Here is a 19,678-nt window from a genome sequence, read left to right as displayed (position 1 = left end):
ATTCGATGGGAGCGCACGTGGCAGCGGACAGGGACTTCTGGGCCGAGGTGCTGACCGCCGGTGGATTCACCCCGGTCCCCCGGTGGACGCGCCGCCCCGTGCCGGGCGTGGCCGGGCACGAGGAGCCGGTGCCGGACGGTGTGATGACGGCGGTGCGCGACCTGGCGGCGGAGCTGGGAGTGCCGTCCGGAGCGGTGCTGCTGGCCGCGCACGCCAAGGTGCTGGCCGCGCTCTGCGGCGAGCAGGACGTAGTGACGGGCTACGCGACGGGCGCCGAGGGCGGCCCGCTGCCCTGCCGGCTGACGGCCGCGCCGACGACCTGGCGCGGTCTGGTGCGCGCCGCCCGCCGCGTGGAGGCGGACCTGCTCGGTCACCGCCATTTCCCCGTCGAGGGACTGCGCCGGGAACTGGGCCTGGAGCAGCCGTCGTTCGAGGTGGTCTTCGCTCCCCCGTCCCCCGACACCGGCGGCGCCGGGGACCTGGGGGGCGACGGCGGCGCGCTGCCCGGGGACGCGGTGCTGGGCGTGGCCTGGAGCTGCGAGAACGGGCGCACCGTGCTGCGGCTGCGCTACCGCACGGACGTGCTGGACGCCGGGGCGGCGAGCCGGATCGGCGGCTACCACCTGGCCGCGCTGCGGCTGATGACGGCCGACGCGGACGCCGAGCACGCCCGGCGGAGCCTGCTGGCCGAGAAGGAGGTCCGCGCCCAACTGGAGGACTTCGCCGGGCCGTCCCGCGAACTGCCCCGGGCGCGGGCGCACGAGCTGTTCGAACGGCGGGTGCGCGAGCACCCGGACGCCGTGGCCGCGGTGCACGGCGACCGCTCCTGGACCTACGCGCAGCTCAACGCCCGCGCGAACCGGCTGGCCCGAGCGCTGCTGACGCGCGGTCTGGGCCGGGAGGACGTGGTGGCGGTCGTCACCGAGCGCAACCTCGACTGGCTGGCCGCGGTGCTGGCGGTGTTCAAGGCCGGCGGCGCCTACCTGCCCGTGGAGCCGCACTTCCCCGCCGGCCGGATCGCCGCGGCCCTGTCCCGCTCGGGATGCCGCCTGGTCCTCACCGAGCCGGGCAGCACCGGCGCCCTGGACCAGGCGCTGGCCACGCTCGCCCCGAACGTCGAGAAGCTGCTGGTGGGGACCGCCTACGGCGAGGAGCACGCCGAGGACGACCTGGGCGTGGAGGTGGCGCCCGGCGACTTGGCGTACATCTACTTCACCTCCGGTTCGACGGGCGAGCCCAAGGGCGCGATGTGCGAGCACGCGGGCATGCTCAACCACCTGTACGCCAAGATCGACGACCTGGGCGTCGGCCCCGGCGGGGTGGTGGCGCAGACGGCCCCGCAGTGCTTCGACATCTCGCTGTGGCAGTTGCTGGCGGCGCTGCTGGCCGGCGGGCGGACGCTGATCGTGGAGCAGGACGCGATCGTGGACGTGGAGCGGTTCGTGGACACCCTCGTCCGGGAGCGGGTTCAGGTGGTGCAGGTGGTGCCCTCCTACCTGGAGGTGGTGGTGTCCTACCTGGAGCGGCATCCGCGGGAACTGCCCGGTCTGACCGGTGTGTCGGTGACCGGGGAGGCGTTGAAGCGGGAGCTGGTGCAGCGCTGGTTCGCCGTCCAGCCGGGCGTCCGGCTGGTCAACGCCTACGGGCTGACCGAGACGTCGGACGACACCAACCACGAGGTCATGGAGGAGGCGCCGGACCGGGTGCTGCTGGGCCGCCCGGTCGGCAACGTCCGGGTGATGGTCGTCGACGAGGAGCTGTCGCCGGTGCCGATGGGCGCGCCCGGCCTGATCGCGTTCGCCGGGGTGTGCGTGGGGCGCGGCTACGTCAACGACCCCGAGCGCACCCGCGAGGCGTACCGGCGCGATCCGTACCGTCCGGGAGAGCGGCTGTACCTGGGCGGCGACTGGGGGCGCTGGCACCCCGACGGCAAGCTGGAGTTCCTGGGCCGCCGGGACAGCCAGGTCAAGATCCGCGGGTTCCGCATCGAGATCGGCGAGATCGAGAACACGCTGCTGAAGGCGCCGGGCGTGCGGGACGGCGCGGTGGTCGTCGCCGAGCAGGCCGCGGGCGGTGCGCACCTGGTCGCCTTCCACAGCGGGCGGCGGCTGGCGCCGCAGGAGCTGCGCCGGGCGCTGGCGGCGGCGCTGCCCGCCTACATGGTGCCCTCCGCCTTCCACTGGCAGGAGTCGCTGCCGCTGACCGGCAACGGCAAGATCGACCGCAAGGCGCTGACGGCGCTGGCCGAGCGGTCGCTGCGGGAGGGCGCGGACGCGGACGGCGCCGGCCGGGAGCAGGGCGACGCGCCCGGCACGGCGGCCGAGACGCGGCTGGCGGACGCCTGGTCCGAGCTGCTGGGACTCCCCCGCGAGCGGATCGGCCGCGGCTCCCACTTCTTCGACTCCGGAGGCACCTCGCTGTCGGCGGTGAAGCTCACCATCGCCCTCAACCGGGCGGTGTCCCTGAAGGACATCACCCGTCACCCGGTCCTCTCCGACCTCGCCGCGCTCCTCGACGGCTCGGCCAGGCAGCGCCAGGAGCTGCTTCAGCCGCTCTCGGCGCCCGCGGGCGCGGCCGACTGCGCCCTGGTGTGCTTCCCGTACGCGGGCGGCAACGCGGTGAACTTCCAGCCGCTGGCGAGCGCCCTGGCGGGCAGCTCCCTGGCGGTGTACGCCGTCGACCTGCCCGGTCACGACCTGGCCGCGGCCGAGGAGGCGTTCGCGCCGCTGGAGCGGGTGGTGGAGCGGGTGGTCGCCGAGATCGCCGGGCGCGGGATCGGCCGGGTCATGCTGTGGGGGCACTCCTCCGGCGCCGCGCTCGCCGTGGAGACGGCGCGCAGGCTGCCGGCGGCCGGGATCGAGGCGGTGCGGGTCTTCGTGGGCGCGCAGTTGCCCGGCGCCGCCGCCGAACGCCGCCGCGCCGCCGACGAGCTGGCGCGGCGCGGCGACGCGGAGATCGCCGCCGCGCTGGCCGCGGACAGCGGCTACAGCGAGCTGGGCGAGCTGAACGCGCAGCACGCCGAGCACATCGGCGCCGCCTACCGGCACGACTGCGTCGCGGCGCACCGCTACTTCGCCGACGCGCTCCAGGCGCCGGACGCGCGTCGGCTGACCGCGCCGGTCACCGTGGTCCTGGCCGCCGACGATCCGCACACCGCGGGCGGCCGGGAACGCCATCTCGCGTGGCGGTTCCTGACCGACCACGTGGACCTGTGCGAACTCCCCGACGGCGGCCACTACTTCCCCCGCACCCGGCCGTCCGAGGCGGCACAGGCCGTGCTGGGCGCCGACGAGTTGCTGGCCTCCTCCTGAAGGCCACTTCCGCCGAACGAAAGGAAACCGACATGTCGTTCTCGTCCCCAGCGTCACTGCTGGAGGTGGAGCTGCGGCCGGACGGACCCCCCGTCCTGCGGATGGAGTCACCGGTCGATGCGGCCGGTTGGGCGGCCGAGTACGGCGAGGCGCTGCGCGCCCAGGTCACCGAGCACGGCGCACTGCTGGTGCGCGGACTGCGACTGCGCGAACCGGACCAGGTGCGCGCGGTGTTCACGGGCCTCGCCGGCGAGTTGATACCCGAGCGGGAGGCGTTCGCCCCGCGCAAGCCGTACGGCGCGGGGCTGTACTCCTCCACCGCGTGGCCGGACAACCAGCCGATGTGCATGCACCACGAGCTGAGTTACGCCCTGCGGGTGCCGGGCCTGATGCTGTTCGCGTGCCTGACCGCACCGGCCGAGGGCGGCGCGACCGCCGTGGCGGACGCGGAGCAGGTGCTGAACGCGCTGCCCGAGGAGCTGGTGGAGCGGTTCGAGCGGGAGGGCTGGCAGCTCACCCGCAGCTACAACGACGAGATCGGGGCCTCCCTGTCCGAGGCGTTCGGCACCGAGGACCGCGAGACGGTGGAGAACTACTGCCGCGCCCACGCGATCGACTTCTTCTGGCAGCCGGACGGCGCGCTGCGCACCGTGCAGCGCCGCCCGGCCGTCGTCCGGCACCCGGTCACCGGCCGCCGCTGCTGGTTCAACCAGATCGCCTTCCTCAACGAGTGGACGCTGGCCGAGGAGGTGCGCGAGTACCTGGTCGACGAGTACGGCCAGGACGGGCTGCCCTTCAACACCCGTTACGGGGACGGCTCCCCGATCGGCGAGGACGTCGTGCGGCTGCTGAACGCGACTTACGAGCAGCACACCCGGCGCGAGCCCTGGCAGTCCGGGGACCTGCTGCTCGTGGACAACATCCGCACCGCGCACAGCAGGGAGCCGTTCAGCGGCGCCCGCGAGGTGCTGGTGTCCATGGCCCAGCCCCGGCTTCTGGCCGAGGCCCGCACGACCCCGGAGAGGAACCGGCGATGACCTCGATGACGTCCCCCGCCGCCGACGGCGCCGCCGTGCGGCCGGGCCCCGTGCCGGGCTTCGCGGTGATCTCCGGAGCGCAGGTCCAGCAGGCGCTCCAGGGCCGCGAGAAGGAGATCGTCGACCTGGTGGAGGCCACCTACCGGCTGCACGGCGGCGGCCGGACGGTGAACCCGCCCTCGTACTTCCTGCGCTTCCCCGACCGGCCCGCGTCCCGGATCATCGCGCTGCCGGCCTCCGTCGGCGGAGCGGACGCCGTGGACGGGCTGAAGTGGATCTCCAGCTTCCCGGACAACGTCGCGGCCGGGATCCCCCGGGCGTCGGCGGTCCTGATCCTTAACGACCACGACACCGGCTACCCGTTCGCCTGCCTGGAGAGCTCCATCATCAGCGCCACCAGGACGGCGGCGTCCGCCGCGCTGGCCGCGGACCGGCTCACCCGCAACCGGCCCCGTCCGACGCGGGTCGGCTTCTTCGGCACCGGTCTGATCGCCCGGTACATCCACACGTTCCTCGCCGGCACCGGCTGGGACTTCGACGCGGTGGGCGTGTACGACGTGTCCGCCGACAGCGCGGCCGGCTTCTGCGGCTACCTGCGGCAGGCCGACGCCGAGAACGGCGGCGCCGCGGAGATCACCGTCCACGACAGCCCTGAGCAGCTGATCCGCTCCAGCGATCTGGTGGTCTTCGCGACGGTAGCGGGCAGCCCGCACGTCACCGATCCGACCTGGTTCGACCACCACCCGGTCGTCCTGCACGTGTCGCTGCGCGATCTCGATCCGCGCATCCTGCTCTCCTCGGCGAACTTCGTCGACGACGTCGAGCACTGCCTGAAGGCCGAGACCTCCCCGCACCTGGCCGAACAGGCCACCGGCGGCCGGGACTTCCTCGACGGCACGCTGGACGACGTCCTGACGGGCCGGGTGGAGCCACCGGCCGGACGGACCGTGATCTTCTCACCCTTCGGCCTCGGCGTCCTCGACCTAGCCGTCGGAAGATACGTCCACGACGAGGTGGCCCGCTCCGGGCAGCTCCGCGTCGTCGACGACTTCTTCCACGAGCTGCGCCGTTACGGCTGATCGTCCTCTCGGCTGATCGTCCCTTCCCTCGGCCCAAGGCATCAGGAGGCCAGCGTGCCCGTCATATCCGCTCCCTACGCCTTCAACGAAGGCCAGCTCTTCGTCGACCTCGAGCCGATCTTCGGGCACTCCCTGTACCTGAAGTGCGAAGGGTTCAACTTCGCGGGCTCGATCAAGCTGAAGGCCGCCGTGGAGATGGTGGAGACCGCCGAGCGCGAAGGGTTGCTGACCGAGGACTCCATCCTGATCGAGTCCTCGTCCGGCAACCTCGGCGTCGCGCTCAGCATGATCGCGGCCAGCAAGGGCTACCGGTTCCTGTGCGTCACGGACTCCCGCTGCAACCTGTCGACCCGGCTGCTGATGGAAGCGCTGGGCAGCGAAGTCCACGTCATCGCGGACGTCGACTCCAACGGCGGCTTCCTCGGCGCCCGGATCGACTACGTCCGCGAGCTGTGCGCATCGGACGACCGGTACGTCTGGCTCAGTCAGTACACCAACCCCGGCAACTGGCGGGCGCACCACCGCAGGACCGCGCCGGAGATCGCCCGCCAGTTCCCGAACCTGGACGTGCTGTTCGTGGGCGCCGGCACCACCGGCACGCTCATGGGCTGCGCGCGCTACTTCCGCGAGCAGCGACGGCCGGTCAGGATCGTCGCGGTGGACACCGTCGGCTCGGTGGCCTTCGGCGGCGCTCCGGGCCGGAGGATGATCCCCGGCCTGGGCATGAGCATGCGCCCGCCGCTGCTGGACGAGTCCTACGTCGACGAGGTGATCCAGGTGGAGGAGGCGGACACCATCCGCGCCTGCCACCGGCTGGCCCGGCGCGGGTTCCTGTTCGGCGGCTCCACCGGGACCGTGGTCAGCGGCGCGATGGGCTGGCTGGCGCGCAACGGCGGCAGCGACCTCACCGCGGTGGCCATCGCCCCGGACCTCGGCGAGCGCTATCTCGACACCATCTACCAGCGGACCTGGCTGGAGGACCTGTACGGCGCCCATGTCCTGGACGGCGTCCACGACCTCGACGCGCGGGAGGTGATCATGGGTTCGTCCGGCGCGGACACGATGTCCCCCGCCGTGGACCGCAGCGGCACGTCCTAGAGAGCGTCCGCCGACGGGACGCGCGGGCGCGGCGGCGCCTGGCGCGCCCCATCGGCGCGCCGGGCCCGGAACCGGTTCCGCATGCCGTCCGGTTGACGCGCCGTCGCGGGCGCGGCGTGCACGGGTGGGCGCGGTGAGGTGCGGGTGGGCGCGGCGTGGTGCGGGTGGGCGTACGCGGTGCAGCGCGGTGCGGGCGGAGACGCGGATCACTTCGGCGTCCGCGCCTCTGGACGACATACCGACTAGTCAGGATGATGGTCGGGTCCCGCTGTCGTCTCGTTCCCAGGAGCGCCGCATGAGCCCCGACCACCCGCCCGGCCTCGATCTCGACCGGCTGCGCGGCCTGCTCGACCGCGAGCGGCCCGGTCTGGCGAGCGGGCCCCTGACGGGCCGGCTGATCGAGGGCGGCCGGTCGAACCTGACCTACGCCGTCGAGGACGGCGCCTCCCGGTGGGTCGTACGGCGGCCTCCGCTCGGCCACGTGCTGGCCACCGCGCACGACATGAAGCGCGAGCACCGGGTGATCAGCGCGCTGCACCCGACGAGCGTGCCGGTGCCGCGCCCGGTGCTGCTCTGCGAGGACGAGGACGTGCTGGGCGCCCCCTTCTACGTCATGGAGTTCGTCGAGGGCACCCCGTACCGCACCGCCGACCAGCTCGCCCCGCTGGGCGCCCAGCGCACCCGCGACGTGGTGCTGTCGCTGGTCGACACCCTCGTCGAGCTGCACGCGGTGGAGCCCGCCGCCGCGGGACTGGGCGACTTCGGCCGCCCCGACGGCTTCCTGGACCGGCAGGTGCGCCGCTGGGGCAAGCAACTGGACGCCTCCCGCAACCGCGAGCTGCCCGGCATCGACGAACTGCACGCCGCTCTCGGGCGCCGGCTGCCGGCCTCCCCCGCGCCCGCCGTGGTGCACGGCGACTACCGCCTGGACAACGTGCTGATCGCCGACGGCGACCGGATCGCGGCGATCCTGGACTGGGAGATGTCCACGCTCGGCGACCCGCTCACCGACCTGGGCCTGCTGGCGATGTACTGCACCCCGCTGGGCACGGCCGCCTCGCCGGTGTCCACGACCGCCGAGGCCCCCGGGCACCCCTCCCCCGCCGAGCTGGTGGAGCGCTACGCCGCCCGCTCCGGGCGGGACGTCTCCGCGCTGCCCTGGTACACCGCCTTCGCCTGGTTCAAGCTCGCCGTGATCCTGGAGGGCATCCACTACCGCTACACGCTCGGCCAGACGGTCGGGCACGGTTTCGACCGCATCGGGGACCTCGTCCCCGTCTTCATCCAGCACGGGTTGACCACGCTCCACGAGGGCCTCCAGGAGGGCTGAACCGTCATGGACTTCGCATTCGACGCGCGCACCGAGGAGCTGCGCGCCAGGCTGCTCGCCTTCATGGACGCGCACGTGTACCCGGCCGAGGAGGTCGCGCACGAGCAGCGCGCGCGCCTCGCCTCGCCGTGGGACGTCCCGCCGGTCGTCGAGGAGCTGAAGGCCGAGGCCCGCCGGCAGGGCCTGTGGAACCTGTTCCTCCCCGACGCCGAGTACGGCGCCGGGCTGACCAACCTCCAGTACGCCCCGCTCGCGGAGATCACCGGCCGCTCCCCGCAGCTCGCGCCCACCGCCACCAACTGCGCGGCGCCCGACACCGGCAACATGGAGGTGCTGGCGCAGTTCGGGGACGAGCGGCAGCGCAAGCAGTGGCTGGAGCCGCTGCTCGCGGGCGAGATCCGGTCGGCGTTCGCGATGACCGAGCCGGAGGTGGCCTCCTCGGACGCCACCAACATCACCACGCGCATCGTCCGGGACGGCGACGAGTACGTCGTCACCGGCCGCAAGTGGTACATCTCCGGGGCGATGCACCCGGACTGCAAGATCTTCATCGTGATGGGCAAGACCGACCCCGACGGCCCGGACCTCCGGCGCCAGCAGTCCATGGTGCTCGTGCCGCGCGACACCCCCGGCGTCACCGTGCAGCGGGCGATGCAGGTGTTCGGGTACGAGGACCACTCCCACGGCGGCCACGCGGAGGTCGTCTTCGACCAGGCCCGCGTACCGGTGTCGCACCTGATCGGCGAGGAGGGCGGCGGCTTCGCCATCGCCCAGGCCCGCCTGGGTCCGGGCCGCATCCACCACTGCATGCGGCTGATCGGCATGGCCGAGCGGGCGATCGAGCTGATGTGCCGCAGGGCCGCCTCGCGCACCGCCTTCGGCAAGACGCTGGCGCAGCAGGGCGTGGTGCAGAACTGGATCGCGGACGCCCGGGTCACCGTGGAGCAACTGCGGCTGCTGGTGCTGAAGACGGCCTGGCTGATGGACACCGTCGGCAACCGGGGCGCGCACACCGAGATCCAGGCCATCAAGATCGCCACCCCGCGGGCGGTCGTGGGCATCCTGGACCGGGCGATCCAGTTGCACGGCGCGGGCGGCGTCAGCCAGGACTACCCGCTGGCCGAGCTGTACGCCAGCGCGCGGACGCTGATGCTCGCGGACGGCCCGGACGAGGTGCACCAGCGCTCGCTGGCCCGCTGGGAGCTGAAGAAGTACCGGTGAGCGGCGCGCCGGTGAGGCGCCGTCTCCGCGACGGCCGGTGGGGGCCTCTTGGCGGCGCCCCACCGGCCGTCGCGGCGTCACGGCCGTCTCGGCGTCACGGCCGTCTCGGCGCCCGGGGTGTCGCCGGTGGCGCCCGGCGTAGTGCCGCCCGTCCGTCGGGCAGCGGCGGTCTCAGGCCCAGATCGCCTGGGCGAGCGCGGCCCCGGTGAAGGCCGCGCCCAGCCCGGCGACGATGCTGGCCACCACATTGGCCGCGGCGAAGAAGCGGGCGCCTTCCTCGGCGAGCCGCAGCGTCTCGTAGGACAGGGTGGAGTAGGTGGTCAGCGCGCCGCACAGGCCCGTGCCGATCAGCACCTGGAAGTCGGAGGACATGCCGCCCGCGGCCACCGCCCCGGTGATCAGGCCGAGGGTGAGGCAGCCGACCACGTTGACCGTGAAGGTGCCCCACGGGAAGACGGTGTCGTGCCGCGACTGCACGGTGCGGTCCGTCAGGTAGCGCAGCGGCGCCCCGACGACCGCGCCCGCGATGACGAGCAGCCAGTTCACGCGCCCTCCTTCGTGCCGTGCCCGGCGCTCGCGTCGTTCCCGCCCCCGTACCGGATGACCTCGCAGTCGTCGAGGACGACCAGGCCCTGGCCGACCAGCTCGTCCAGCTCCGGCAGGAAGGCCCGGACCCGCTCCTCGGTGTCGACGATGACGATCGCCACCGGCAGGTCCTCGCTCAGCGACAGCAGCCGGCTGGTGTGGATGCGCGAGGTGGCGCCGAAGCCCTCGACGCCGCGGAACACGCTCGCCCCGGCCAGTCCGGCGGCGTGCGCGCGGTGCACGATCTCCGAGAACAGGGGCTTGTGGCGCCAGGTGTCGTTCTCGCCGATGAAGACCGTGACCCGCACGGCACGGCCGGTCAGCCTCGTCATGACTGCCTCCACTCGATCACGCGCCGGGTGAGGTTCGCCGACGCCCACACGGCCGCGAGCGCCGCGACCATGGTGGCCGCCAGGTACAGCAGACCGGTGGCGGCGCGGCCGCGCTCGACCAGGCGCTCGATGTCGACGGCGTAGGTGGAGAACGTGGTGAAGCCCCCCAGCACCCCGGTGCCGAAGAAGGGACGCACCAGGCGGTGAGCCGCCCATACGTCGGTGATGACGGCCATGAAGACGCCGATGACGGCGCAGCCGATGACGTTCACCCAGAACGTGGTCCAGGGGAACGCCCCGGCCCCGGTGGGCCACAGCAGGGCGGCGCCGTAGCGGGCGCAGGCGCCGACGGCGCCGCCCGCGGCCACCGCCGCGATGATCGGCCACTGTCCCCGCCGCAGTTCACGCCGTTGCGCACGGACGTGCAGATCGACGTCGGGGTCAGTGGGTTCGTGGAGCACTCGGGATTCGGCCTCTCCCACGCGGGTCTCCTACTCGCACAGCGCCCCTCCGGTTTCAGGGCGCACTCCGTCGCAAGCAGGGACCGTTGGCGGCGTCGCCGCGGTTGGGTACGGCGGGCCCCACCGCCGTGCGGCCGCTCGGGCCGCTGATCTCCAGGGTAGCGTGACCCGTCCGCGGCCTCCGAGCGCCCTCGTGCGGGCCGTCGCGCGAGCGGGCTGCCAGCGCCCCCTCAGCGGGCCGCCGCGCGCCGTCGCGGACCGGCTGCCCGGAACGGGCGCCGGGCGTAGAGTCGTGATCATGGTGCTTCTTCGGGACGGGCTGACCGGCCGTCCGTACGAACTCCCCACCGCTCAGCGGCGCGGGCTGCTCAGGCTGCGCGTCCACCTGGCGCCCGGCGGCCGGGGCGTGGACGCGGCCGACGTGCGGGCGCTGCTGGTGGCGGACGTGCTGCTGCGCGCGCTGGAGGCGCAGGGGGTCCAGGTGCTGCACGCGCTGGCCGGGGCGGGGCTGTCAGCCGACCGCGCCCGCACGCTGCGCGACGCGATGGCCGGTCTCAACATCCGGCCGCCCGACGGGGACGGCGGCGCCGACATCGCCCCGGCGGACGCCCACGTGTCCGCCGGACCGGCGTCCGAGGACGCGCCGGGAGCGTGGATCACCGTGGGCGCCGTCACCCAGGACACCCCGCCCGTGTGGCGCGCGGACGGAGTCCCAGGCGGCGACGGCACGGACCCGCTCGCCCTCCGCCTCGCCCTGCTCGCCGCTCCCTACCGCACGCCGGTCGCTCTCGGGCCGGATGCGCTCCGCGACGCGGGCCGCACCCTCGCGGCCTGGCGCCGGGCGGTGGCCCGATGGGCCGACTCGCCTTCCCGGCCGGTCCCCGCCGCCGTCGCCGCAAGCGCCGACGCCGCGCTCGCCGACGACCTGGGGACTCCCGGCGTGCTCGACGTGCTGCGCGAGGTGGAGGCCGACGACGCGATCCCGGACGGCGCCCGGTTCGAGACCTTCGCGCTCCTGGACCGCGTGCTCGGCCTGGAGCTGAGCCGGGACGTCGGCCGGGCGTAGGGCCGCGCGTCCGCGCACCGGTCCGCCGCGGCGGCCGGCGAGGGACGTCCCTGGTGCGGACGACGGCAGAATGAGAGGAAATGTAAGGGAAGGGGCGAGGGGACTCGCCGCGACCGCTCGACGGTACGACCGTCCCGCCGCGACCGCATGACCGGCGGAACGGTCCCTGCCACGGCCGTACTGCCGCACGACCGCACCGGTACGGCGGACCATGCCGATGGCCTCTAGGTGGACCGCGACCCGCGGACCAGGACTCGCGGCCTGTGCACAGGAGGTGCCCGCGATGGAGTGGACGATCGCGGTTCGCGCGCTGGCCGGTTCGCCGTTCGCCCCGAGCGACGGATCGGACGGGTACGACCTGCTGAGCGCGGGATCGACCCGGGTGACCGGCTACCCGGTCGGCACGGGCCCGGTCTCCGGCACCCGCGCCGAGGACGGCGCCCCTGTCGCCGCCCTGTTGCTGATGGAGGAGCGCGCGCGGGCCGGGCAGTGCGTCTCCGCCCGCCCGGTGGCCCTGCTGCACACCGTGGCCGACGGGCGCCCCCGGTCGCAGGTGCTGTGCGTGCCCACGCACGACGCGAACTTCGCGGCGCTGCGCGACGTGGACGCGCTGCGCGCCTGGCATGCCGACGACGACGCCCTGGCGACGGTCCTGCGCCGGCTCGACCCCGCTCACCGCTGGCGGGTCACCGGCTGCGAGGGCGCCGCGGCCGCCGCCGCGTACCTGTCGGCGGCGGCGGCCGACGACGACAGCGACAGCGACAGGCGGGAAACCGGAAAGGTCTAGCGGGGCCCCGCGGTCCCTGGTCTGGATCGTGCCCGGCTCGGGACCTGACCCGAACGGGAGGCCGGAAGACCTTAGTGCTGGGCCCGCTTCACGTACGACTCGTAGCCCTCGTCCTCCAGCCGGTCGGCGAGTTCAGGGCCGCCGGAGTCCACCACGCGGCCGTCGGCGAAGACGTGCACGTGGTCGGGGCGGACGTACCGCAAGATGCGCGTGTAGTGCGTGATGAGCAGGGTGGCGGCCCGCCCGGTGGCGCGCACCCGGTTGACGCCCTCGGAGACGACGCGCAGCGCGTCGACGTCCAGGCCCGAGTCGGTCTCGTCCAGGATGGCGATCCTGGGCTGAAGCAGTTCGAGCTGAAGGATCTCGTGGCGCTTCTTCTCGCCGCCGGAGAACCCCTCGTTGACGTTGCGTTCGGCGAATTCGGGATCGATGTGCAGCCGTTCCATGGCCGCCCGGACCTCCTTCACCCAGGTGCGCAGCCTGGGCGCCTCGCCGCGTACCGCGGTGACGGCGGCGCGCAGGAAGTTGGACATCGAGACGCCCGGGACCTCCACCGGGTACTGCATGGCCAGGAAGATCCCGGCCCGTGCGCGCTCGTCGGCCTTCATGGCGAGCACGTCCTCACCGCCCAGGGTCACCGTGCCCGAGGTGATCAGGTACTTCGGGTGGCCGGCGAGCGCGTAGGCGAGGGTGGTCTTGCCGGAGCCGTTGGGCCCCATGAGGGCGTGCGTCTCACCCTGCCGCACGCACAGGTCGACGCCGTGCAGGATCTCGCGCGGACCGGCTTCAGTGAGGACCGAGCAGCGCAGTCCGCGGATGTCGAGGACAGCCATGGGCGTTCCCCTCTCCCCCGGTACTCCCCGCTTCTTCCTTTCCCTCCTTTTTGTTCGCATTCCCCCTTTTTCTTATCGTTTCTTCTCGCACCCTACTCTGCGACCGGCGGCTCGGCGGTCGCGGCCAGCCCCGCCGTCCACTTCTCCTCGATCCGGCCGACCTTCCACACGACCAGAGCGACCGCCCAGGTGGCGAAGAACAGGCCGACGATGACGAAGCCGAGGACGTTGAGGTCGAGGCCGCCGATCCAGTCCCAGAAGGCGCCGTGCAGGTCGAGCTTGTCCGCGAGCAGCCCGAGCAGCTCGACGGTGCCGATGATCAGGGCGACGGCGACGGAGAGCCCGGTGATCGTGAGGTTGTAGTAGACCTTGCGAACCGGCTTGGAGAACGCCCAGCCGTAGGCGAAGTTCATGAAGGAGCCGTCGACGGTGTCCAGCAGCGACATGCCGGCCGCGAACAACACCGGCAGACAGAGGATCGCGTACCAGGGCAGGCCGGAGGCCGCGCCCGAGCCGGCGAGCACCAGCAGCGCGATCTCCGTCGCGGTGTCGAAGCCCAGGCCGAACAGCAGCCCCAGCGGATACATCTGCCACGGCTTCGTGATCGACTTCATGAAGCGGCCCAGGAGCCGGTTCATGAGGCCGCGGTTGTTCAACTGCTCCTCCAGCGCCGCCTCGTCGAAGCGGCCCGAGCGCATGTCGCGGAACACCGTCCAGATCCCCGCGAGGATCACCAGGTTGATCGCGGCGATGACGTAGAGGAACGCTCCGGAGACGGTGGTGCCGATGAGGCCCGTGACCCGATGCAGCCGGGAGTCGTCGTCCTGGACCGGGCCGGCGAGGGCCCGGACGCCCAGGGACAGCAGGAAGGCCAGACCGAAGACGACGCTGGAGTGGCCGAGGGAGAACCAGAACCCCACCGACAGCGGGCGCCGTCCCTCGTTCATCAGTTTGCGCGTCGTGTTGTCGATGGCCGCGATGTGGTCGGCGTCGAACGCGTGCCGCATCCCGAGCGTGTACGCGGTGACGCCGATGCCGATGCCGAACGACCTCGCGCCGATGCTGTAGTGCTCGGGCGCCACCAGGGCGACCAGCGTGACCCAGCCGACGACGTGCAGCGCCAGGATGAACGCGGCCATGCCGCCGGCCCTGATCCACTCCTCACGGCTCATGGACGTGCGGACACGGCGCCACCGTGAGGCGTCGCGGACGGCGGCCTCGGCGACCGTGGGACCAGGGGCGGTGTTCATCCGGAAGGCTCCTTCGGGGGCTGCGTGCCCCAAGGGGGACGGCGCACCCCATCTTCCTGCCCTCCTGGCGCACCTGCAATCCATGTGCAGTAAAGCTTGCGGTGACGTTCAGGCGGCGTCCGGGCCCTGACCGCCCTGCACACGCGCGCCGTCGGCCGAGTCCGGCAGATAACTCGCCAGGCCCCGCAGGATGATCTCCAGACCGACGTCGAACCTCTCGTCGGAGGAGTCCGTCACCATCAGCCCGGACAGAGCCCGCAGGTGGGGGAAGTCCTCCTCGGGCAGGGACGCGAAGTAGGTCTGCATCTCGTCGGCCATCTCGCGCCAGTCGGGGCTGGCCAGGGAGGCGCCGCCGCTGTCGTGCCGCGCCGCCCGGTCGCGCCACATGCCCTCCTCCAGCGCGAATCCGTCGATGTAGGTGGAGAGGAGGTCGCCGGCCTCCGCCGCGATGCGGTCGGGCAGCCCGGCCGCGCGGAAGATCGCCAGCAGCGCCTCGACGTACGGCAGGAGTTCGGCGGTGAAGGGGACGTGGGCCATGGCGATCCGGGCCATGTCCCGGTGGGACAGCAGGCGCCGCCGCGCGGCGCGGGCGTAGTCGCGGAGCTGTTCCCGCCACCGCTCCGGGTCGGGCGCGGGCATCTCGAAGCCGTCGAAGAGCCGGGTGTACATCAGCTCCAGGAGATCGTCCTTGGAGCTGACGTGGGCGTAGAGAGCGGAGACCGTGACGCCCAGCTCGGCGGCGACCTGCCGCATCGACATCCCGTCGAGCCCCTGGCGGTCCAGCACCTTGAGGGCGGCCTCGGCCACCCGCTCGCGGGACAGCGGGAGGCGCGCGGGCGCGGCATGGGCGCGCGCGGGGTGCCCGCGATCCCACGGGGACGGCGGAGGGGATGCGGGGGTGCCGGGGGCCGCGTCGGTCATGGGGACAGTCTAGGCACGGGGAGAGAACAGTGTTCTCCCGCGTCTAGCTGCGAACGGGCGAAGAAACGCGATATATCTTGTGCGAGGCCCCACGCTTGCGCTATATCTTGATGAACACCGTTCTTTCCTTGGTGAGCACTGTTCTGCTAATCTGAACATCGTTCTTTCCGGGGCGTGTGCTCATCCACGCCCTCGCTGGACTCAGTCCCGCCGATCCGTTCGGCGCGCTGTGCCGTCACACCCGTCCGTCCGCCCCTGCCCGCGGGATCGCCCCGCGGCCGCGACCCTTCCGCGAGGAGTCCCGATGTCCACCACCACCGGTGCCGCGTCCGTTGAGACGCCCACCGACGCACCAGCGCCCTACCGGTGGCGCTGGGCTGCGCTCTTCGTGATCCTCGCGGCCGAGGTGATGGACCTCCTCGACGCCGTGGTCACGAACATCGCCGGCCCCTCCATGCGGGCCGACCTCGGCGGCGGCGCCTCCACGCTGCAGTGGCTCGCCGCCGCGTACACGCTCTCGATGGCCGTCGGCCTCGTCACCGGCGGGCGGCTCGGGGACATCCACGGACGCCGCCGGATGTTCCTGGTGGGGGCCGCCGGCTTCACCGTCGGCTCACTGCTGTGCGCGGTGTCCGTGTCACCCGAGATGCTGATCGCCTCGCGCGTCGTGCAGGGACTGTTCGGCGCGGTGATGCTGCCGCAGGGCCTCGGCATGATCAAGGAGATGTTCCCCCCGAAGGAGTCGCAGAAGGCCTTCGGCATGTTCGGCCCCGTCATGGGACTGTCCGCGGTGTGCGGGCCGATCCTGGCGGGCTGGCTCGTGGACGCCGACTACTTCGACACCGGCTGGCGCATGATCTTCCTGGTCAACCTGCCGCTCGGGGTCGCGGCCTTCCTCGGCGCCCTGCGCTTCCTGCCCAGGCGCCAGTCCGGCGGCAAGCCCGGCCTGGACATCCCCGGCATGCTCCTGGTCTCGGTGGCCGCGCTGCTCATCATCTTCCCGCTGGTCCAGGGCCGTGAGTACGACTGGCCCGTGTGGACGTTCCTGATGATGGCCGCCTCCGCCGCCGTCTTCGCCCTGTTCGCCGCGTACGAGTCGCGCCGCAGCAGGAGCGGAAAGGACCCGCTGGTCGTCCCGAGCCTCTTCCGCAAGCGCGGCTTCAGCGGCGGCATGATCCTCGGCCTGGTCTTCTTCTCGACCATGCAGGGCTTCATGCTCGTCTTCAACCTCTACACCCAGATCGGCCTCGGTTACTCGCCGTTGAAGGCGGGTCTGGTGATGGTCCCCTGGTCGGGCGGCATGATCGCGGGCTTCGGGATCGCCCAGGGCGTCGCCCGGTTCGGACGCGCCGTCCTCCAGGCGGGCGCCGTGGTCATGGCGTTCGGCGTGTTCGGCGTGTGGCTGACGCTGGACAGCGTGGGCGCCGGTGTGGGCCCCTGGCAGCTCCTGCCGTCGCTGCTCGTCACGGGCATCGGCATGGGCCTGCTCATGGCGCCGTTCTTCGACATCGTGCTCGCCAGCGTCGAGCAGCACGAGACGGGCTCGGCGTCCGGCACGATGACCGCGGTGCAGCAGCTCGGCGGCGCGTTCGGCGTGGCCCTCCTCGGCACCGTGTTCTTCGGTCTGCTGGGCGGCGGCATCGCCACCGCCGTCGACCACCACGCGGGCGGCCTGCGGGCGCAGCTCGCTGCCGCGCACGTCGCGCCCGCCGCTCAGGACCGCGTCGTGGCGGACCTGCGCACGTGCGCCTCCGACCGGGCCGTGGCCAAGGACCCCGCCGCGACCCCGGCGTCCTGCGCACGCCAGGAGAAGGACGCCCGGTCCGCCGTGACGTCGCCCGAGGCGGGCGCCCGGATTCCGGAGGCGCTGAAGGCCACCGCCTCGTCGGCCTTCGAGACCGGATTCGGCACCGTCATGAAGACGGTGCTGTGGATCGTCGACGGCATGCTCGTGCTCACCTTCCTGCTCGCGTTCCTCCTGCCGCGCCACGCCCGCCCCGAGGGCTCGGCGGGACACTGAGCCTCCCGGCCGCCGCACCGTCGGCGGCGACGAGCGGAACGGCCGGGCGCCCCAGACGCGGGGCGCCCGGCCGTCCGCCTCTCCGCCCGCGCGAGGCGGGCGAGGCGGGCGAGGCGGGCTGGTCGCGGACGGCTGATCTGGCGTGAAAGTTGTACGCGGACGGGCGGATTGACCCCAAGCGCCCGGTCGCGTTTGTATCCCTGGGCGCCCTCGGCGTGGGGCCCGGGGGAAGACGGTTTCTCGGGAGGGGAACATGTCCAGAGCTGCCAGAGCCGTGCGCGCGGCGGGTGGGACCGCGCTGGTCACGCTGCTCGCCTTACTGACCGTGCCCGGGGCCGCGCCGCCGGCCTCCGCCGCCGGGCGCGGCCCGCGAGTCGAACGCGTCAGCGTCTCCGCCCACGGCGCGCAGGGCGACGGCGACTCCCTGGCCCCGTCGATCAGCGCCGACGGGCGCTACGTGGCCTTCGAGTCCGACGCCACCGACCTCGTGCCCGGGGACGCCGACGGCCAACGGGACGTCTTCGTCAAAGACGTGCGCACCGGTCGTCTCGTGCGGGTCACCGCACAGGGCGCGGGCGCGCCCGCCGGCGCCGAGGCCTACCAGCCCTCGCTCAGCGCCGACGGCCGCTACGTCGCGTTCACCTCGGAGTGGACCTACCCCGTTCCGATGGGGCCGCCCGGACGGCAGTCCGACGTCTACGTCCGCGATCTGCGCACCGGCAGCACCACGAAGGTCGACCGTGGCCTCGACGAGGGGTACGGCGTCGTCTCCCGCGACCCGTCGATCAGCGCCGACGGACGGTACGTGGCGTTCGTGGCCGGCGCGGCGCCGTGGTACCCGCTGGGCCTGCACGGTGAGGTGCGCGTCTACGTGCGCGACCTGTGGACCGGCGCCACACGACGGGTGAGCGCCGCGCCGGGCCCGCAGGGAGACCGCGAGGCGAAGGCGCCGCACATCACCCCGGACGGAGGCGCCGTCGCCTACTCCACGGACCAGCCCCACGTGTCCGGGCCGCCTGTGGGATACCTGTACGCGTGGCGCCGCGCCACCGGACGCGCCGAGCGCGTGGACGTCACGTACGACGGCAGCGACACCACCCCCAAGCCCTCGCGGTTCACCGGGATCAGCGCGGACGGCAGGTACGTCCTGTTCGACTCCGAATCGGACAAGATGGTCCCCGGGGCGCGCCACACCGGGGGCTGCCTCCGGGACCTCGTCACGCACCGCACGCGCACGGTGGACGCGCCCGGCGACCCGGCGGCCTACACAAGCGCCGGCCCCTTCCTCGGCGCCTCCCACGACTACGTCGTCTCAGTGGACGGCCACGAGTACGTCCGCGATGTCCGGACGGCCCACGCTCGATCGCTGCTGCACGACGACACCGCCATGGACGCCCTCGTGTACGACGCGGACACGCGGGTGGCGGCGTTCCAGTCGTGGAAGAAGGACTGGGTGCCGGGAGACACCAACGTCCTGGGAGACGTGTTCCTCGTACGGCTGCGATGACGCCGCGCCGAGTCACAGGGTCCCGGCCTCGCCGCCCCGCCCCTCGGACGTGAGCCGCCCCCGCTCCGGTGCCCTCGGCCTCTTCAACCGCCGTCGGCCCCCTGACGGCCACTGGAACGTCCAGCGGGGACCCAGACGGTAAGCACGCCGCTGGCACGCGCGTCCTCCACTCCGACGGCGTGCCCGACGCACACCCGCCGCAGGAATGCCGGGACGTGCGGGTCCGATCAGCGGCTCAGTGGTACGCCTTGGCGGCGTACAAGTCGATCCACCACGTGTCGTTCTCGCGTGCGAGTTCGACTGTCATGCGCTGGCCTGTGCCGGTGAACTCCAGGTAGCCGCCTCGGCTGTCCTTGGGATCTTCGTCGCTGATGTGCGCCACGACGTTGCCGTGTGCGGCCTTGCCGTAGGTCTTGATGACCCGGTCCGCTTCCGTGGCGGCGTCCGCCTCGGAGGCCGGGGCGAGCTGAGCCAGGCCGGCCCGGTCACGGGCTTCGGTCCGCTGGAGGAAGCAGCGGATCAGCAGGCGCACCTGCTCGGGCGGCGGGGGGTCGCTGAGCACCGGGGAGCGGCCGAAGACGACCCGCACGACGGGCGTCTGCGCTTTCGCGTACATCGGATGGGGCTTTCCCCCCGCCGTGCAACTGGACGCCGCCAACGCCGTGGTGATCAGCAGGAGGCTCCTGGCGATGCGCAGGGCGCCTGCCGGGCGGGCGAGCCGGGGGCGATCCACATAGGGGCACTGTGGTGCCCGCATCGTGCGACGGCCTGGCTGTCGTTGCGACATGCTCGCGGCCGCGCAGGCCGCCCAGGCGCTTCGCCGCGGCCTCCCAGACAGCG

17 protein-coding genes are annotated in these 19,678 nt (G+C 72.9%); 10 read left to right on the top strand and 7 right to left on the bottom strand.

Annotated elements, in window-relative coordinates:
* Nucleotides 1–5: 5 nt before the first annotated feature.
* The 6 genes from ABZ861_RS12120 to ABZ861_RS12095 all read left to right on the top strand — a co-directional run bounded on the left by ABZ861_RS12120 (nt 6) and on the right by ABZ861_RS12095 (nt 9,076).
* Nucleotides 6–3,311: an amino acid adenylation domain-containing protein gene (locus ABZ861_RS12120; RefSeq protein ID WP_361627819.1), complete on the top strand. Its 3,306-nt coding sequence runs from the start codon at nt 6–8 to the stop codon at nt 3,309–3,311.
* 32 nt (nt 3,312–3,343) lie between these two features.
* Nucleotides 3,344–4,348 carry a TauD/TfdA family dioxygenase gene (locus ABZ861_RS12115; protein WP_361627816.1) on the top strand — a complete coding sequence of 335 codons (1,005 nt, stop codon included), beginning with the start codon at nt 3,344–3,346 and terminating at the stop codon, nt 4,346–4,348.
* Nucleotides 4,349–4,353: 5 nt separating this feature from the next.
* A complete protein-coding gene (gene sbnB, locus ABZ861_RS12110) occupies nt 4,354–5,427 on the top strand; it encodes a 2,3-diaminopropionate biosynthesis protein SbnB (protein WP_361627902.1) in 1,074 nt (357 codons plus the stop codon).
* A 54-nt stretch (nt 5,428–5,481) separates the two neighbouring features.
* Nucleotides 5,482–6,525, top strand: a complete 1,044-nt coding sequence (gene sbnA, locus ABZ861_RS12105) for a 2,3-diaminopropionate biosynthesis protein SbnA (protein WP_361627813.1) — start codon at nt 5,482–5,484, stop codon at nt 6,523–6,525.
* A 295-nt stretch (nt 6,526–6,820) separates the two neighbouring features.
* On the top strand, nt 6,821–7,855 hold the full coding sequence (locus ABZ861_RS12100) for a phosphotransferase family protein (RefSeq protein ID WP_361627810.1): 1,035 nt from the start codon (nt 6,821–6,823) through the stop codon (nt 7,853–7,855).
* A gap of 6 nt (nt 7,856–7,861) precedes the next feature.
* Nucleotides 7,862–9,076, top strand: coding sequence for an acyl-CoA dehydrogenase family protein (locus ABZ861_RS12095; RefSeq protein ID WP_361627807.1), 1,215 nt, complete (start codon nt 7,862–7,864; stop codon nt 9,074–9,076).
* A 171-nt stretch (nt 9,077–9,247) separates the two neighbouring features.
* Here the strand turns inward: ABZ861_RS12095 and crcB (ABZ861_RS12090) are convergent, their stop codons facing one another.
* Genes crcB (ABZ861_RS12090) through crcB (ABZ861_RS12080) form a run of 3 tightly spaced genes read right to left on the bottom strand, consistent with a single transcriptional unit; the run spans nt 9,248 to nt 10,475 of the window.
* Nucleotides 9,248–9,622 (bottom strand): fluoride efflux transporter CrcB, encoded by a 375-nt coding sequence (gene crcB / locus ABZ861_RS12090; protein ID WP_361627804.1) that lies wholly within the window; start codon nt 9,620–9,622, stop codon nt 9,248–9,250.
* Complete coding sequence (locus ABZ861_RS12085) at nt 9,619–9,993, bottom strand: DUF190 domain-containing protein (RefSeq protein WP_361627801.1); 375 nt, start codon at nt 9,991–9,993, stop codon at nt 9,619–9,621. Before ABZ861_RS12085 ends, crcB (ABZ861_RS12090) begins: the two co-directional genes overlap by 4 nt.
* Nucleotides 9,990–10,475, bottom strand: coding sequence for a fluoride efflux transporter CrcB (crcB, locus tag ABZ861_RS12080; RefSeq protein WP_361627798.1), 486 nt, complete (start codon nt 10,473–10,475; stop codon nt 9,990–9,992). The genes ABZ861_RS12085 and crcB (ABZ861_RS12080) overlap by 4 nt, the downstream gene beginning before the upstream one ends.
* A gap of 277 nt (nt 10,476–10,752) precedes the next feature.
* On the opposite strand from crcB (ABZ861_RS12080), the gene ABZ861_RS12075 reads away from it, so the two are divergent.
* Together ABZ861_RS12075 and ABZ861_RS12070 are read left to right on the top strand one after the other, a co-directional pair.
* A complete protein-coding gene (locus ABZ861_RS12075) occupies nt 10,753–11,520 on the top strand; it encodes a hypothetical protein (RefSeq protein WP_361627795.1) in 768 nt (255 codons plus the stop codon).
* Nucleotides 11,521–11,803: 283 nt separating this feature from the next.
* Entirely contained in the window at nt 11,804–12,307 is a 504-nt protein-coding gene (locus ABZ861_RS12070; RefSeq protein ID WP_361627792.1) for an inorganic diphosphatase, read from the top strand.
* Between the two features lie 71 nt (nt 12,308–12,378).
* Here ABZ861_RS12070 and sufC read toward each other — a convergent pair whose 3' ends face one another.
* The 3 genes from sufC to ABZ861_RS12055 form a co-directional block, all read right to left on the bottom strand.
* On the bottom strand, nt 12,379–13,140 hold the full coding sequence (gene sufC / locus ABZ861_RS12065; RefSeq protein WP_361627789.1) for a Fe-S cluster assembly ATPase SufC: 762 nt from the start codon (nt 13,138–13,140) through the stop codon (nt 12,379–12,381).
* Nucleotides 13,141–13,232: 92 nt separating this feature from the next.
* Nucleotides 13,233–14,390 carry a HoxN/HupN/NixA family nickel/cobalt transporter gene (locus ABZ861_RS12060; RefSeq protein WP_361627786.1) on the bottom strand — a complete coding sequence of 386 codons (1,158 nt, stop codon included), beginning with the start codon at nt 14,388–14,390 and terminating at the stop codon, nt 13,233–13,235.
* A gap of 108 nt (nt 14,391–14,498) precedes the next feature.
* Nucleotides 14,499–15,311, bottom strand: coding sequence for a TetR/AcrR family transcriptional regulator (locus ABZ861_RS12055; protein ID WP_361627783.1), 813 nt, complete (start codon nt 15,309–15,311; stop codon nt 14,499–14,501).
* Between the two features lie 304 nt (nt 15,312–15,615).
* On the opposite strand from ABZ861_RS12055, the gene ABZ861_RS12050 reads away from it, so the two are divergent.
* Nucleotides 15,616–17,331, top strand: coding sequence for an MFS transporter (locus ABZ861_RS12050; protein WP_361627780.1), 1,716 nt, complete (start codon nt 15,616–15,618; stop codon nt 17,329–17,331).
* 253 nt (nt 17,332–17,584) lie between these two features.
* Nucleotides 17,585–18,838 carry a hypothetical protein gene (locus tag ABZ861_RS12045; RefSeq protein WP_361627777.1) on the top strand — a complete coding sequence of 418 codons (1,254 nt, stop codon included), beginning with the start codon at nt 17,585–17,587 and terminating at the stop codon, nt 18,836–18,838.
* A gap of 235 nt (nt 18,839–19,073) precedes the next feature.
* On the opposite strand, the gene ABZ861_RS12040 is transcribed toward ABZ861_RS12045, so the two are convergent.
* On the bottom strand, nt 19,074–19,571 hold the full coding sequence (locus ABZ861_RS12040; protein WP_361627774.1) for a hypothetical protein: 498 nt from the start codon (nt 19,569–19,571) through the stop codon (nt 19,074–19,076).
* Nucleotides 19,572–19,678: the final 107 nt, after the last annotated feature.

The sequence above is a fragment of the Streptomyces sp. NPDC046985 genome, assembly GCF_040644415.1.
Taxonomy (GTDB): Bacteria; Actinomycetota; Actinomycetes; order Streptomycetales; family Streptomycetaceae; genus Streptomyces.
This window is presented reverse-complemented; position numbering and strand designations above follow the sequence as displayed.